Source organism: Streptomyces sp. NPDC001373 (assembly GCF_042895815.1).
GTDB lineage: Bacteria > Actinomycetota > Actinomycetes > Streptomycetales > Streptomycetaceae > Streptomyces.
Genome location: NZ_JBIAWQ010000012.1, coordinates 127,214 through 142,409 on the forward strand (window position 1 = coordinate 127,214; position 15,196 = coordinate 142,409).

A 15,196-nucleotide genomic window follows, 5' to 3' on the forward strand; every position below is an offset into this window, starting at 1 on the left:
TCCTCTGCATAGTCTGACCCGCATGAGTGACAAGCGCCCGGAGCAGGCGACGCCGGAGAAGACCCCTGCGGAAGACTCTGCGGAGAACGCTGCGGAGAACTCTGCGGGGAAGACCCCCCTGGAGAAGACCTCCCTGGAGAACGCCCCTCGGCAGCGGCCGCAGGCGGCGGCCGCCCCGTCCATGAGGGCGTCGGACGCCGACCGCGAACGGGTCGTCGAGCGCCTGCGGGACGCCGTCGCCGAGGGCCGGCTCGACATGGAGGAGTTCGAGGAGCGGCTGGAGGCGGCGTACAAGTCCCGTACCTACGCCGAACTCGAACCCCTGACCGGCGACCTCCCGGCCCCCGAGTCCTCCCCGGCCCTCTCCTACGCCCCCGGCCCGGTCTCCGCCACCTCGTCCTGGCAGTCCCGCATCGGCGGTACGTCGGCCTCCTCGTCGGCGGTCGCGATCATGTCGGGGTTCCAGCGCAAGGGGCACTGGACGGTGCCCGCGCAGTTCAACGCCGTGGCCTTCTGGGGCGGCGGCGAGCTCGACCTGCGCGAGGCCGACTTCGCCGCGCGCGAGGTCGTCATCACCTGCGTGGCCATCATGGGCGGCATCGAGATCACCGTCCCGCCGGGCGTCGAGGTCGACGTACGGGGCATCGGCGTCATGGGAGGCTTCGACCAGGGCAGGTCCCTGGAGAACCGTCCGGAACCGGGCGCCCCGCGGGTGATCGTCAACGGCCTCGCCTTCTGGGGCGGGGTGGCGGTCAAGGTCAAGGCACCGAAGCCGCCGAAGCAGCCGAAGGGCGTCCGCAAGGAGCTCTAGAGCGGAGCGGGACCTGGTCGGCGGCGCGCCGGGAACTCCCCGGCCCTCCCGGGAGTCGGATGCTATGCAGACAAACCGGCCATCGGGGGAAGGCAGGAGCAGCACGTGAAGGATCCGGGAACGGCCGTGGGCCCACCCGCACCGCCCGTCCGCGGCGCGTTCGTCTTCAACGAGGCGGACGAGGAGCGGCGGCGCGGCGTCCGCCGTATGAAGACCACCGCGACCGGTCTGCTGATCGTCGTCGCCGTGGTCTACGTCCTGGCCAAATGCGCCCAGCAGGCCTGGGGCGCGGGCGCCTGGGCCGGGTACGTCGCCGCCGCGGCGGAGGCCGGCATGGTCGGCGCGCTCGCGGACTGGTTCGCCGTGACGGCCCTCTTCCGCCGGCCCCTGGGACTGCCCATCCCGCACACGGCGATCATCCCCACGAAGAAGGACCAGCTGGGGGTTTCGCTCGGTGAGTTCGTGGGCGAGAACTTCCTCTCCGCGGACGTGGTGCGCGCCCGGCTGCACGCCCTCGGCATCGGCGGCCGGCTCGGCGCCTGGCTGGCCGAGCCCGAGCACGCCGACCGGGTCACGGCGGAACTGGCCACCGCCCTGCGCGGGGCCCTGACCGTACTGCGCGACTCCGACGTCCAGGCGGTGGTGGGCGAGGCGATCACCCGGCGGGCGGAGGCGGCGGAGATCGCGCCGGGCCTCGGCAAGACCCTCCAGCGCGTCGTCGCCGACGGCGGCCACCGCCGCGCGGTCGACCTGATCTGCGCCAGGGCCCACGACTGGCTGGTCACCCACGGGGACTCCGTCATGGACGCGGTCCAGGGAGGGGCCCCCGGCTGGACCCCGCGCTTCGTCGACCGCAAGGTGGGCGACCGGGTGTACAAGGAACTGCTCCGGTTCGTCACCGAGATGCGCGACATGCCGGGCCATCCGGCGCGCGCGGCGGTGGACCGCTTCCTGGTCGACTTCGCCGCGGACCTCCAGTCCGACACGGAGACGCGGGCTCGGGTGGAGCGGCTGAAGTCCGAGATCCTGGCCCGGGGCGAGGTCCAGGACGTGATCGCGTCGGCGTGGACCGCGGTCCGCTCGATGGTCATCTCGGCGGCGGAGGACGAACGCAGCGAGCTGCGGCTGCGCGTCCGCTCCTCCCTGATGTCCCTGGGCGCCCGCCTGGCGACGGACCGCCGGCTCCAGTCGAAGCTGGAGGGCTGGATCGAGGGCGCGGTGGTCTACGTCGTCACGACGTACCGAGCGGAGATCACCTCGCTGATCACGGACACGGTGGCCGCCTGGGACGCGGAGCACACCTCCCGCAAGATCGAGGCCCACATCGGCCGCGACCTCCAGTTCATCCGCATCAACGGCACGGTGGTGGGCGCACTGGCCGGCCTGCTGATCTACACGGTGTCGCGGCTGCTGGGCGGGTAGGGGGCGGCGGGCCCCCTGGGGGCTGGCACTCCGGCGGGACGGGCGGGACGCGCGTCCGGCGGTCGCGCTGGGCTGATACCCGCGCCAGAGGCCGACGTGTGCGGCCCTGCGGAGCGGGTGGGCGCTCCGGATCGCTACGCGCTGCCCGGATTTGGGTGTCCGGCGGCGGTCTGCGGCTGATATCCGCACCGATGGCCGGCCTGGTCGCCCTGCGGAGCGGGCGGGCGGTCCGGATGGCAAGGCGCTGCTCGGATTTCGGCGTCCGGCGGGTGTCCTGGGCTGATATCCGCACCAGAGGACGACGGGCCCGTCGGGCGGCGCCGGGCGCGGCAGACCGCTACGCGCTTCTCGCATCTCGGCGTCCGGCGGCGGCTCCGGGCCGGACGCCTGTTCGGTCTCCGCCCAGCCGGCGGCACGGCACACCGGACAGGCGGCACATGGCCGCCGCCCCGCCTCCACCCCTCGGTGGGGCGGAGGCGAGCCCTGCCAACCCGGCCACCCCCGGAGGGGCCGGGTCAGGCCCGGTCGGAGACCGCCCAGGCCGTGGCGGCCACGACGCCCGCCGCGCCGACGACGGCCGGCCACGCGCCGACCTTCTTCGCCAGCGGATGCGCTCCCGCGAAGCCCGCGAGGTACAGCGCGCCCAGGCCGGCCGCCGCCGGCACCCCGCCGCGGCGGTGCCACTCACGCCCGGCCATGACCCCGGCGGCGCCGAGCACGACCCCGCCCAGGGGCCGCTTCTTCGTCCAGCGGGCGACGGCGTAGCCGCCGATCAGCCCGGCCGCCGCCACCGCGGAACTCGGTACCCGCGCCATGTCGAACTCCCTCGTCGTGTCATCGGTACGTCATACAAGCGGCCATCTCATGCGATGAACCGTTTCGAGGCTAACGCGGACGCCTGGAGCCCCGACGGACACCCGTCGCCCCGAGCGCGAGCACGGCCCCGCCCACCACGGCGTGCGGCACCGCCTCCCGCAGGGCACTCGGCAGCAGCGCCACGACCCCGAGCACGAGGAGAAAGGCGAGCGCGCTCCGCCCCGCCACCCGCAGCAGTCTGTCCACGGCTGCTCAACGCCCCGCGCCGCCCGGCGACACGCACCCACGGCAGCCGATTTGTCGGCACACGCCGGGTTCCTCCCATCCGGGCGTCCGGGAACCCCCATCGCATAGTTTCGGTCATCCACCCCAAAACGCCCCCCCGCGCCCATAGACCCCCGGAGCCGCACGTGATCTCCTACGGCCGTTCCGTCCTCGACCTGGCAGACGAACTCGTGGACGCCTACGCCGACGTCTTCTCCGCCCCGCCCTGGAACGAAGACGCAGAAACCATTCGCCAGTTCGCGGGCCGCCTCCAGAGCGACGTCCGGCGCCCCGGATTCCGTACGGCCTTCGCCCAGTCCCCCGCCGGCATCGACGGCTTCGCCACCGCCTGGCTGACACAAGCCCCCTTCCCCCAGGGCCGCGGCTACCCCCAGGTCGCCGCCCAGCTCGGCCCGGAGCAGGTGCGCGCGCTGCTGGTCGGGGCGCTGGAGATAGACGAACTGGCCGTACGAGCCTACGCGCGCGGCACCGGCACCGGCCGGGCCCTCCTCACCGAGATCACCGCCGACGCCCCGCACCACCGCGCCTGGCTGCTGACGTCCCGCCTCGCCACGGACACCGTCGCCACCTACCACCGCCTCGGCTGGCACGAGGTCCCCGCGCTCCCCGGCACCGAGACGAACGTGGTCGTCTTCCTCGCCCCGGACCACCCCGGCCGCCCCTGAACACCAGCCACCCGAAAGGGACGAGTGGCCCCCGCCGGACCAGGCATACCGGGGCCATGATCACCCACAAGGGCCCCGGCCCCTCGCCCGCCGCCAGCTGAACCTCGCCACCCGCCACCAGCTCACGACCACCGCCGGCGTCCCCCGCACCACCCTGACCTCACGCACCCGCCCCGGAAGCCCCTGGCAACGCCTCCTGCCCCGCGTCTACCTCCTCCAGACGGGCCCTCCCGACCACCGCCAACGCGCCCTGGCCGCCGTCCTGTACGCCGCCGAACCCACCGCGGAACCCCTCTCCGGCGACACCGCGTGCCCTCACCGGCGGAGCTGCCCTCGCCCTCCTCGGCATCCGCGACGCCCCGCTCGCCCCGGCCGACGTCCTGATCCGCAGCCCGCGCCGGCTCACCGCCCTCGCGCAGGTCCGCCCCGTGACGACCGCCCGCTGGCCGGGCACACTGACCGTCTCGGGCGTGCCCAGCGCCCACCCGGTCCGCGCCGCCGCCGACTTCGCCGCCCGCTGCCCGAGCCCCGACCGGGTCCGCTCCGTCCTGGCCCAGGTCGTCCAGTCCGGCTGGTGCCACCCGCACGACCTCCACGCAGAACTCCGCAGCGCCCGCCTCCTGTCCCGCCCCGCGATCCGCGCCGCCGCCGGGGAACTCCTGGCCGGGGTCCGATCGATCGCCGAGGCCCGGGCCCGCGACGTCCTCACCGGCACGGACCTCCGGACCCCGCTGTGGAACGCCCGCCTCTACACCCCGGACGGCACCTTCCTGGCCAGCCCGGACGCCTACTGGCCCGACGAGGGCGTGGCCCTGGAGATCGATTCGGCGGAGTACCACTACACCCGCGACGCCTGGCACGCCACCCTCCGCCGCCGCCTGCGCCTGGAATCCCACGGCGTCCTGGTGGCCAGCGCCACCGCGTCGATGATCCGCGACACCCCGGAAGAAGTCCTGAAGGCCCTCCACACCCTCCACACCCTCACCACCTCCCGCCGAACCCCACCCACGGTCACAGCCCGCGGCCACCAGCAACTACCGCTGTTCCCGGGGATGGGGTGAGGCTCCTTGTGGCGTCGGCTCAGTTGGTGATGGCGGAGTACGACCACACGTCGGCTGGCATCTCGTGGTGGAGCTTCCATTCGATCGCCATCGGGTTGCTTCCTGTGTGGCGGACGTAATCCGCGGGCCCGAGCAACATCCATGCCTGTGGGCCACCGATGTCCGTGGACTTGAAGCGTCGGACGAAGAGCAGCACGTGTGACCCGTTCTTGACGTGATTTTGGTAGCGAACCCCGGTGGGGGAGGTCTCGGACGTCTGGTTCTGTGACTCCCAGTGGAAGAGGACTTCATTCATCGCATAGTCCCTGTAGCGGGTTTGTGGGGAAAAGTCCTTTTCGTTTTTTTCGAGGGTGATCAGCAGCGCGTCGGTTTGGATGTTTTCACACCATTTCACGCCCTCCCGGAAGTTCCCCGGCATAAAGCCATTGATGGCAGACTGACCCAGCGCCGGCAGGATTTCCTCGCGGCTGTATGACGCATGGACGGACAGTGGCAGGGAGGTGTGGTCGCCCATCAGCGGCAACGGCACATGGTCGACCCGCTTCAGGCCATGTGCCAGTACCTGGCGCAGCTCGTCGCGGAATTCGCACTGGGGCCGGAGGGAGTCGAAGGCTTCCTGGTAGCTGGAGAACTCTCCGCCTTTAGGCCACAGCGAGAAAAATAGCATGCGGGCATAAGCTCGTCCTCGTTCATCGAGAGCCGCATATGCGGGGGCGTCGTCTTCGAGCAGTCCTGAGTATGCCTGCACCCGAGCGCGGTCGTCTACGTGGAGGAACGCGGATACGCGCTTCAACAGGGCCTCTTCGCCCCGGGGTGCGGTTGTGGTCAACAGCCCGGCTCGCCGCAGCAGCCCCGTCCAGGAATTTTTACCTCCACGATATATCTCCTTGATCTCCCGACCACTCTCGGCGAGGTAGGCGGAGAGTCTAAGTTCTCGGTAGGCGGCGACTTCTCTGGTGAGCTGCTTGACGTTGACGTTGATTTGGTTGCGAATGTTTGCGAGGATGTTTTCCTTCGCCTTCGGCTCAAGGAAGATGTGGCACCCGGAAGGGAGTTGAGGGAAGTCGCGCTCGATGCTGTTGAGTAGCCGATTGCGTGTCAAATTTGTTAGTGCGCGGAACTGTTCCTCGAAACGAAACTCCTTGCGATGCTGGCCGATGAAGTCGAGGACGGTCAGAACTGGCTTGTTTTCGCTGCGGCGTAGGCCTCTGCCGAGCTGCTGCAGGAACACCGTAGCGCTGGATGTCGGGCGGAGGAGGAGCAGAGTGTCGACATCGGGTACGTCGAGGCCTTCATTGAAGAGGTCCACGGAGAAGATGACGTTCAGCTTCCCTGCTCGCAGGTCGTCGAGGGCGGTCTTTCTGAGTGGGCGAGGGGTTTCGCCTGACAGGGCGACGGCTTGAAAGCCGGCTTGCTTGAAGAACTCGGCCATGAACTCTGCGTGGGCAACGGAGACGCAGAATCCTAGGGCGCGCATGGATTCTGGAGATGCATGCTTCTCCTGAAGTGCCCGGACGACCAATCGGGCTCGTGTTTCGTTACCGGTGAAAACGCCACTGAGGGAAGAAGCGTCGTAGTCGCCGCGTTTCCACGCCACGGCGCTCATGTCGGTGTTGTCGCTTATGCCAAAATAATGAAAAGGACACAAAAGATCGTTTTCGAGGGCCTCCCAAAGCCTCATTTCTGCGGCGATCCGCCCATTAAAAAACTCGTTCTGAATGGTGAGCCCGTCCATGCGCTCGGGTGTCGCAGTCAGGCCGAGCAGTTCGAGTGGTCTGAAATGGTCGACGATTCTTCGATAGGTGGGTGAGGTGCCGTGGTGGAATTCATCGATAACGATGACGTCGAAGTGAGTGGCGGGAAGTCGATCAAGCGTGCGCTCGGTCAATGACTGCACACTTGCGAATACGTGATTCCAGCCCTGAGGGATCTCGCCGCTGTAGAAAAATTCGCCGAAGTTTGCGTCATTGAGGACGTTTTGGTAGGTCCGGAGGGACTGGTCTAGGATTTCCTTTCGATGGGCAACGAAGAGAAGGCGCAACTTGCGGCCCAGCTTGAGCTGTAGTTGCTTGAAGTCGAGTGCCGCCATCACGGTCTTGCCGGTGCCGGTGGCGGCAACGAGCAAGTTGCGATGCCGGTCGTGCACCGTGCGCTCCACCTCGAGGTGTTCCAGCATGTCGCGCTGATGGGGGAAGGGGTGCACCTGCAGGCCTGACAGGCTGATCACTCGTGCAGCGTTGACGCCGCCAGAGCTGCCTGCGATCTTCAGGGCCTCGTCCAGTCGTAGTGCGTCACGATCGGGGTCGTACGGTTCGAAGGCTCTCTCGCTCCAATAAGCGTCGAAGGTGGCCTCAAATTTGCGCAACACATCAGGTGTGGCAATGCCAGAAAGGCGCACGTTCCACTCCAGCCCGTCGAGTAGTGCCGCTTTGGAGAGATTGGAACTACCGACGTAGGCGGTGTCGAAGCCAGAGTGGCGACGGAAGAGCCATGCCTTGGCGTGAAGGCGCGTCGAGCGGAGCTCGTAGTTGATCTTCACTTCGGCGTTGAACTCTCGCACAAGTCGATCCAGAGCGCGACGCTCGGTGGCCCCGATGTACGTGGTGGTGATCACTCGGATGGGAACACCTCGTGCGGCAGCCTCCGTCAGGGGCTTCTCGAGGATGCGAAGTCCCGTCCACTTCACGAAGGCGCAAAGGAGGTCGATCCGGTCGGCCGTGGCGAGCTCTGCCCGCAACTCGGCTCCAAGGCTCGGATCCTCGGGAGAGTTCGTGATCAGCGCAGTGTCGGAGAACGGAGTCGTCGGTCGAACGGAGTACGGTCCTGCAACTGCCGAGGGTCCTGCTGGGGTGGGATCCATCACCGCGAGCAGTTGGCGCGGTCCGGCGACGATCGGACCCACCCAGTCCTGAGTCGCCCCATGGGTTGCCAATGACTGGAGAATCTCGTTGGTCGCGCGGACCCGGTCGCCGGGCGGCAACTTCTTCAGTATCTGACCGACAGCATGGGCTACATGCCGTGTCAGAACATGCTGTGCCGATTCATCACTTACCTGCTTATCTATCACGACTGCTCCAGTCGCGATGAGCTGTTTGAGCTGCTCCTCCAGCGCACTCGTGATCAGCGTTTCATGCACCCCGGTTGCTGGCGTGGGCACACTCGGGCGGACACCTGAAGACACGGAACCCCCAGTCATCAACGGATCTTCGCCACTCGGTTGTAGCAAGGGCAGCCGACAGCTACCGCCCAAATGTGGCGCACTGATGCGTGAGGCGGGCTCTTCCCAGCCAGTTATTGGCCGGTTCAGTTCATCGCTCTGTGCCGTGGCACTCCGCGTACGGCTTGCCCGAGGTGCACCAGCAGGGGGTTGTGGGGGTGGGGGGCCAGGGGGTGGCTTTGCCTCGGGCGGCCAGGGTGGTGGCGTATTCCGCCAGGAGGGACGGGGAGGCCGGGGAGGACTTCTCCGAGGCGGCGAAGGCCTCGTACGAGGGGACGCTGCCCGTGACGATGCCCAGGTTCGTGGTGCCCGAGGCGGCCAGGGCGCGGAGGGAGGATTCGACCTTCGCCAGGTGGGCCTCGTGGGAGGGGTACTCCGAGGTGAGGGTGGGGTAGCCGGCCAGGAGCTCGGCCAGTTCGCGGGCGGGCCAGTGGAGGATGGCCACCGGGAAGGGGCGCGAGAGGGCGGCGCGGCGGTCGCCGAGTTCGGCGCGCAGGCGGGCGATCTCGGCGCGGAGCTCCGCCGGGTCGTTGGAGCCCAGGGCCCAGATGCGCTTGGGGTCGTGGAGCTCGTCCAGCGGGATCGGGCCGATATGGCGGGTGTCCGCGACCATGTCCCAGTCGTCGTGGGGCAGGGCCAGGAGCCGGCGGACGCGGTGGCGGCCCGTCAGGAGGGCCGTCGTGGCCTGGGTGAGGGGGGTGTCCTCCGAGGTCAGGAGGGTGGCCGCCTCGGTGAAGCACTCGTGGGAGGCTTCCAGCTCGTCGTGGGACTCGAGGGCCTCCGCGATGACCTCCCAGGGCGCCGGATCCGTGGGCGCGGCGGCGCGGATGCCGGAGATCAGGGCGCGGGCCTCGGCCTCGTGGCCGTACTCCCACAGGTTCGCGGCCTGGCGGGCCTTGATCAGGTGGGGGTTGGCGGGGGAGGCGGAGAGGAGGCGGTCGTAGAGCGCGCTCGCGCGGTCCCGGGCGTCGCCCAGTTCGAGGTGGGCCGCGGCCTGGAGGAGCAGGGGCTCCTGGTCCTCGGGATAGCGGGCCGCCGTGCGGATGAGGCGCTCGGCTTCGGCGATGTGCTCTGCAGGCGTGTCGGGGCGCATGGTTCACACCGTACTGCCGCTGGTCAGTTGAGGGGGGAAGTCTTAGGGTGCCGGCCGTGCGGGATCGCGTGCGGGTGGTGGTGCAGGGGGGCGGTCGGCGGGCGCGCAGGGCAGGGCTCGCGCAGCTGCTGTGGGTGGGTGCCGAGGTGATCACCACGGTGGGGGTGGTGGTGGCGCTGCTGGTGGTGCACCAGGTGTGGTGGACCAATCGGCAGGCCGCGGTCGGTGCCGAGGAGCAGGTCCGGGTGCTGGAGAGGCGCTGGGCCGGCGGGGATGCAGGTGGGGATCGGGGAGAGACGGCGGGTGCGCCTGTGGTGGGGGAGGATCCCGGAGTGGTCGAGGGGGGATCGGGCGGGGGGTCGGGTGGAGGGTCCGGGGGTGGTGCCGGCGTGGGGGCTTCGCCTTCCGTGGGGGCCGGTGGGAAGCCCGCGCCGGCGGGTTCCGGTCCGGCGCGGGACGAGGCGTACGGCGTGTTGCGGATCCCGAAGCTGGGGCTGGCGGTACCCGTCGCGGAGGGGGTGGACCGGCGGGCCGTGCTGGACAAGGGGTATGTCGGGCACTACCCGGGGACGGCGCAGCCCGGGGCGGAGGGGAACTTCGCGCTGGCCGGGCACCGGAACACGCACGGGGAGCCGTTCCGGTACCTGAACCGGCTTCGGGAGGGCGACGAGGTGGTCGTCGATCTGCGGGGGCGGCGGTACACGTACGTGGTGGGGAAGGTGCTGGCGGAGACGAGCCCGGGGGACGTGGGGGTCATCGCGCCGGTGCCGCGGAGCGGGGTCAGGGCCGGGTACGGGTACGGGGAGCCCGGGTCGTACATCACGCTGACGACCTGCACGCCCGAGTACACCTCGAAGTACCGGATGGTGGTCTGGGGGGTCCTCAAGGGCGTTGTCGGTGGCGGCCGTTAGTGTTGAATAGGATCGAGTGTTCGTTGTGGTGAGGTGAGTTGAGGGGGGTGGTTCGTGTGGGGCGGATGGTTCGTGCACGGTCCTTTCTCTCCTCCTCCTTCTCCTTCTCGTCCCTGCTCGTCGCGTTGCTGTTGCTCGGCGGAGCTCTCGGGCTGCTGTCCGGGGAGGCCGGGCTGGCGGCCGGGATGGTCGTGCTGGCCGCGGCGGTCGCCGTGGGCGCGGCCGTACTGGCGGGCTGCCTCGTGCGGCCCGTGCCGCCGCATCGAATACGCACCGCGATCCGTGATCGCGAGCAGCGCACGGCGTTCCTGCCGCAGCGCGATCCCGACGCCTCGGGCCGGTCGCGGCCCAGGGCTCCCGGCCGTCCGTTCCCGACGGCCGCGTAGGGGCGCGCAGTACCGCTGCCTTCCGCTCTTCCTCTGACTGAACGCTGTTGCCGCCCCTCGCGGGTCGTCACGCCGAAATGCACCTTTTTCGACGTTCGACGAGACCCCTCGGAGGGCCCGCGTGTCCGTTTTCACTCATCTCGTTGCCCAGCTGGGCCGGCTCCTGGAGCCGGTACTGGCCGAGTCCGCGACTGCTGCCGCGATCGTGCTGTTCACCCTGCTGGTACGGCTCGCCCTGTACCCGCTGGGCCGTGCCGCGTTCCGTGCGGCGACCCCGGGGGCCGGGTGCCTGCCGGCGCTGCTGCAGCTGCCGGTGTTCTACCTGATGTACCGGTCCTTCTCCTCGGGGGACGAGCTGCTGGGCCACCGGCTGTTCGCCGCGCCCCTCGGGGCCCGGTGGTCCGCGGCGTTGGAGGAGGGTGGCCCGTTCGGGGCGCAGGGGCTGGTCTTCCTCGGGCTGTTCGCCGCGATCGCGGTGGTGGCCGCGTGGAGTGCGGTGCGGGGGCGGCGGGCCGCGGCGGCGGCGCCGGCCGTGGCGCCCGTCCTGGCCGCGGCGAAGCGGGCGGGAGGGGCGGCGGCCGCTCCGACCGCCGAGCAGCTGGCGGCGATGCGGAGGCTGGGCGGCGTACTGCCCCTGCTGTCGTTCGGGACGCTGATCACGGCGGCCGTCGTACCGCTGGCCGCCGGGCTGTATCTGCTGACCACGACGGCCTGGTCGGTGGCCGAGCGGGCCTGGCTCCAGCGGCGGGCGGCCGCCGGGGCGGCGAGCGGAGCGGCGGCGGGCACGGCAGGCTGATCGCTGGCCGGGTTTGTGCGCCGGACCGGGCGGCCTCCGGTGTGGCGGCCGGGCGGGGTGTGGGCGGCGCGGGGAGCCGGGGCCGGGGCCGGGCGGTGGGCCGGGCAGGAGGGGCGGGCCAGTGCGTTCCAGTCTGTGAACAGGGTCTTGCGGATTGGTCGGGCATCTTGGAGGATCAGCCAATCTCCGATGGCCGCAACCCATCGGCCGGCCCTGGGCGTGCCCGTGGGCCGACCACCCACGACCACGGGAGAATGCCCATGAAGCTGCTGCGTGTCGGACCCGTCGGGTCGGAGCGCCCCGCGCTCCTCGACCAGGACGGGACCCTCCGGGACCTGTCCGGCCTGATCACGGATGTGGACGGGGCCCTGCTGGCCGACGACTCCGTGCTGTCCCGCGTACGGGAGGCCGCGGCGGACGGCGGGCTTCCGGTGCTCGACGCGGAGGGACTGCGCGTCGGCTCCCCGGTCGGCCGGATCGGCAAGGTCGTGGGCATCGGCCTGAACTACTTCGGGCACGCGGCCGAGATCGGCGCGGAGCCGCCCGCCGAGCCGATCCTGTTCCTGAAGGCCGCGGACACCGTGGCCGGCCCGGACGACACCGTGCTCATCCCGCGCGGCAGTGTGAAGACCGACTGGGAGGCCGAGCTCGGCGTCGTCATCGGCAGCACCGCCCGCTACCTGGGCTCCGCCGAGGAGGGCCTCGCGCACGTCGGCGGCTATGTGCTGGTCAACGACGTGTCGGAGCGCGAGTTCCAGATCGAGCGCGGCGGCACCTGGGACAAGGGCAAGAACTGCGAGACGTTCACCCCGCTCGGCCCCTGGCTGGTCACCGCCGACGAGATCCCGGACCCGCAGGTCCTGGACGTGAGGCTGTGGGTCAACGGCGAGCTCAAGCAGGACGGCAGCACCTCGGACCAGATCTTCCCTGTGGGCGAGGTCGTGCGGTACCTGAGCCGGTTCATGACGCTGTACCCGGGCGACGTGATCGTCACGGGGACCCCGGCGGGCGTGGCCATGGGCCAGCCGGAGCCGAAGCCGTACCTGAGGGCGGGTGACGTCGTGGAGCTGGAGATCGAGGGGCTCGGGCGTCAGCGGCAGGAGTTCAAGGGCGCGTAGGGCCGAGAGGCTGACGGGCCGGGGGCGAGAGGCTGAAGCCGGGGGGTGCGCAGGCGCAGGGCCTCCGGCGGAGGGAAGGGGCGGGCAGCCCGGGCGGCCCGCCCCTTCGTGTTCGTGCGAGGTGCGGGTCAGCCTTCGGCCGACGCGCGGCGGCGGCGGTTGGCCATGACCAGGCCGGCGCCCGCGGCGAGGGTGCCGGCGGCGGCACCCGCCGTCCAGGTGGTCCCGGTACCGGCGCCGGTGCCGGCGAGGGAGCCGGAGGAGGAGCCGCCCGTCGGGGCGGTGTTGCCGTTGCCCTTGCCGGTGCCCGTGGCGACGGCCTGCTGGACGCCGTCCTTGGTGCCGCCGGTGCCGGTGCCGGTGCCGGTGCCGTTCCCGGTCTCGTTGCCCGTGCCCGTGCCCGTGCCGTGGCCCTCGTCCTTGGCGCGGGCCACGTGCTGGCCGGTCCTGAGGAACGCGGTGCGGTCCTCGGCCGTGCCCTTCAGGGCGGCGAGGGCGGCCTTCTTCAGCTCCGGGCCGGCCTTCGCGACCATGGACGCGATCAGCACCTTGTTGTCGTCGTCGCGCAGCTCGAACTGGGTGGTCGTCACGAAGGTGCGCAGCTGCGCCGGGGTCGGGTTGCCTTCGAGGAACGTGATGATCCCCTCCTTCAGACCCGGCCCCGCATCCTTGATCATCCCGAACAGTGCCGCCCGGTCGTCCTCGGCGCGGACCTTGTGCTGGCCGGTCGCGACGAACTCGCGGATCTGCTCACGCGTGCCGTGGTCCATCAGCTCGTTGACGGCCTTGGTGATGCCCCGGCCGGCACCGTTCAGCATGCGCAGCATCTCGACGCGGTCGTCCTCGAGGCGGGCCGCGTGCTGCCCCTCCTTCAGGAACTGCGTGTACGCCTCCTGGGTGTCCTTCCGGAGCGCCTCCACCGCGGCGGCCTTCACGGCGCGGCCGCCGAAGTGGTGGATCCGCGAGATGAGGACCGCGTCGTCGTCGAACTGCTGCTCCGCCAGCTCGACCGTCAGGAAGTGCCGCATCTGCTCGGGCGTTCCCTTGAGCGCCTTCGCTGCCGCCTCGTGGACGCCGGGGCCGCGCGCCGGGTCGGCCAGGATCTTCTCGATCTCGGCCCGGTCCTTCGCCGCCTGGGGGTCCTCGGCGGGCTTGTCCGCCGCCGGCTTCCCCTCGGCGCCGCGGTCGGGCGCGGTCGGGGACGACGGTGTGGCGCCCGCGCCGTCCGCCGTGTCCGCCGCGAAAGCGGGCGAGGAGAGCAGGACGGCCGGGGCGATCGCGGCGGTGGCCACGATCGATGCGATCCGGGGCAGCTTCACAGGTGGGGTTTCCATTCTTCACAAGTGTGATGAGCGGCAGCCTGTGCAGGATAGATCGTTTGAGTGTTCGAAAACCGTCGATTTTGCGACAGGATGGATCACACGGCGACGACCGACCCGTCGCGGGACGAAGTGCGCGCCGCCTCCAGTACCGCCAGGCACTGGGCCGCCTCGTCCGCCGTGACCGGGGCCGGCCCGCCCGTGCGCAGCGCCTCCTCGACCGCGGCGTAGTACGCCGGGTAGTCGCCCGGCACCGTCGGCACCGGCTCTCCGCCGCCGGTCAGCGGGGATTCGCCGGAGCCGAGCCGTCCCCACAGGTGCTCCGGCTCCTCGCCCCAGGCCGTCCCGCCCGCACCGCCCGGCCGCAGCCCCTCGCGCAGGGCGGCCTCCTGCGGGTCCAGGCCGTACTTGACGTAGCCGGCCCGCGAGCCGAGGACGCGGAAGCGCGGGCCGAGCTGGGCGGCGGTGGCGCTGACGTAGAGGTGCGAGCGGACGCCGTTCGCGTGCGTGATCGCGATGAAGGTGTCGTCGTCGGCCTCGGCGCCCGGGCGGCGCACGTCGGTCTCCGCGTAGACCCGTACGGCCGGGCCGAACAGCACCAGCGCCTGGTCGACGACGTGGCTGCCGAGGTCGTAGAGCAGGCCGCCGATCTCCTCCGGTGCGCCGGACTCGCGCCAGCCGCCCTTGAGCTGGGGGCGCCAGCGCTCGTAGCGGGACTCGAAGCGCTGGATCTCACCGAGTTCGCCGTCGGCGAGGAGGCGGCGCACGGTGAGGAAGTCGTTGTCCCAGCGGCGGTTCTGGAAGACGGAGAGAAAGGTTCCTGTGCGTTCGGAGAGCGCGGCGAGTGCGCGGGCCTCGGCGGCGGTGGCGGCGAGCGGCTTGTCCACGACGACCGGGATGCCGGCGGTGAGGGCGGCGGTGGCGAGCGGGACGTGGGTCTTGTTGGGGGAGGCGATGACGACGAGGCCGAGGGCGGGGTCCTCGCCGTCGGTTGCGCGCTCCCACAGCTCGTCGGCGGAGGCGGTGACGCGGACCCCGGGGTGGGCCGCGCGGGCCTGGGCCTGCCGGCCGGGGTCGGAGGTGACGACGGTGTCGAGGACGAGGCCCTCGGTCGCGGACACGAGCGGGGCGTGGAAGACGGAGCCGGCGAGTCCGTAGCCGATGAGCGCGACGCGCAGGGGGGTACGGGAGGCGGCGGCGGAGGGGGCCGCGGAGGAGGTCGAGGGGGAGGTCGAGGGGGAGGTCGAGGGGGAGGCGTTCATGGGATCCACTTTGGCAACAGTGTTGTGTAAGTGC

At 70.7% G+C, this 15,196-nt stretch carries 14 protein-coding genes; 8 read left to right on the top strand and 6 right to left on the bottom strand.

The genetic code is table 11. From position 1 onward, the window contains the following. Positions 1-22: 22 nt before the first annotated feature. Both ACFY15_RS25670 and ACFY15_RS25675 read left to right on the top strand, forming a co-directional pair. A complete protein-coding gene (locus ACFY15_RS25670) occupies positions 23-811 on the top strand; it encodes a DUF1707 domain-containing protein (protein WP_390826118.1) in 789 nt (262 codons plus the stop codon). Positions 812-1,018: 207 nt separating this feature from the next. Then, complete coding sequence (locus ACFY15_RS25675) at positions 1,019-2,233, top strand: DUF445 domain-containing protein (RefSeq protein ID WP_390826140.1); 1,215 nt, start codon at positions 1,019-1,021, stop codon at positions 2,231-2,233. A gap of 515 nt (positions 2,234-2,748) precedes the next feature. Here the strand turns inward: ACFY15_RS25675 and ACFY15_RS25680 are convergent. Beyond that, positions 2,749-3,048 (bottom strand): hypothetical protein, encoded by a 300-nt coding sequence (locus tag ACFY15_RS25680; RefSeq protein WP_390687470.1) that lies wholly within the window; start codon positions 3,046-3,048, stop codon positions 2,749-2,751. Between the two features lie 70 nt (positions 3,049-3,118). Further along, positions 3,119-3,295: a hypothetical protein gene (locus tag ACFY15_RS25685; RefSeq protein ID WP_390687469.1), complete on the bottom strand. Its 177-nt coding sequence runs from the start codon at positions 3,293-3,295 to the stop codon at positions 3,119-3,121. 164 nt (positions 3,296-3,459) lie between these two features. Here ACFY15_RS25685 and ACFY15_RS25690 point away from each other — a divergent pair, with 164 nt between their 5' ends. Then, on the top strand, positions 3,460-3,999 hold the full coding sequence (locus ACFY15_RS25690) for an N-acetyltransferase (RefSeq protein ID WP_390826119.1): 540 nt from the start codon (positions 3,460-3,462) through the stop codon (positions 3,997-3,999). 428 nt (positions 4,000-4,427) lie between these two features. Next, positions 4,428-5,060, top strand: a complete 633-nt coding sequence (locus ACFY15_RS25695; RefSeq protein WP_390826120.1) for a hypothetical protein — start codon at positions 4,428-4,430, stop codon at positions 5,058-5,060. Between the two features lie 19 nt (positions 5,061-5,079). Here the strand turns inward: ACFY15_RS25695 and ACFY15_RS25700 are convergent, their stop codons facing one another. Both ACFY15_RS25700 and ACFY15_RS25705 read right to left on the bottom strand, forming a co-directional pair. After that, positions 5,080-8,256, bottom strand: a complete 3,177-nt coding sequence (locus ACFY15_RS25700) for a DUF3427 domain-containing protein (protein ID WP_390826121.1) — start codon at positions 8,254-8,256, stop codon at positions 5,080-5,082. 112 nt (positions 8,257-8,368) lie between these two features. After that, positions 8,369-9,370 (bottom strand): SEC-C metal-binding domain-containing protein, encoded by a 1,002-nt coding sequence (locus ACFY15_RS25705; protein WP_390826122.1) that lies wholly within the window; start codon positions 9,368-9,370, stop codon positions 8,369-8,371. A 134-nt stretch (positions 9,371-9,504) separates the two neighbouring features. On the opposite strand from ACFY15_RS25705, the gene ACFY15_RS25710 reads away from it, so the two are divergent. The 4 genes from ACFY15_RS25710 (at position 9,505) to ACFY15_RS25725 (ending at position 12,581) form a co-directional block, all read left to right on the top strand. Further along, positions 9,505-10,281: a class E sortase gene (locus tag ACFY15_RS25710; RefSeq protein WP_390826141.1), complete on the top strand. Its 777-nt coding sequence runs from the start codon at positions 9,505-9,507 to the stop codon at positions 10,279-10,281. A 65-nt stretch (positions 10,282-10,346) separates the two neighbouring features. Beyond that, the gene (locus tag ACFY15_RS25715; protein WP_390826123.1) at positions 10,347-10,667 is read left to right on the top strand and encodes a DUF6412 domain-containing protein; all 321 of its coding nucleotides are present in this window, start codon (positions 10,347-10,349) and stop codon (positions 10,665-10,667) included. A gap of 121 nt (positions 10,668-10,788) precedes the next feature. Further along, complete coding sequence (locus tag ACFY15_RS25720; RefSeq protein ID WP_390826124.1) at positions 10,789-11,463, top strand: hypothetical protein; 675 nt, start codon at positions 10,789-10,791, stop codon at positions 11,461-11,463. 260 nt (positions 11,464-11,723) lie between these two features. Continuing rightward, entirely contained in the window at positions 11,724-12,581 is an 858-nt protein-coding gene (locus ACFY15_RS25725) for a fumarylacetoacetate hydrolase family protein (protein ID WP_390826125.1), read from the top strand. A gap of 128 nt (positions 12,582-12,709) precedes the next feature. Here ACFY15_RS25725 and ACFY15_RS25730 read toward each other — a convergent pair whose 3' ends face one another. Together ACFY15_RS25730 and ACFY15_RS25735 are read right to left on the bottom strand one after the other, a co-directional pair. After that, positions 12,710-13,915, bottom strand: a complete 1,206-nt coding sequence (locus ACFY15_RS25730) for an ALF repeat-containing protein (protein WP_390826126.1) — start codon at positions 13,913-13,915, stop codon at positions 12,710-12,712. Positions 13,916-13,998: 83 nt separating this feature from the next. Next, positions 13,999-15,162: a Gfo/Idh/MocA family oxidoreductase gene (locus ACFY15_RS25735; RefSeq protein WP_390826127.1), complete on the bottom strand. Its 1,164-nt coding sequence runs from the start codon at positions 15,160-15,162 to the stop codon at positions 13,999-14,001. Between the last annotated feature and the right edge of the window lie 34 nt (positions 15,163-15,196).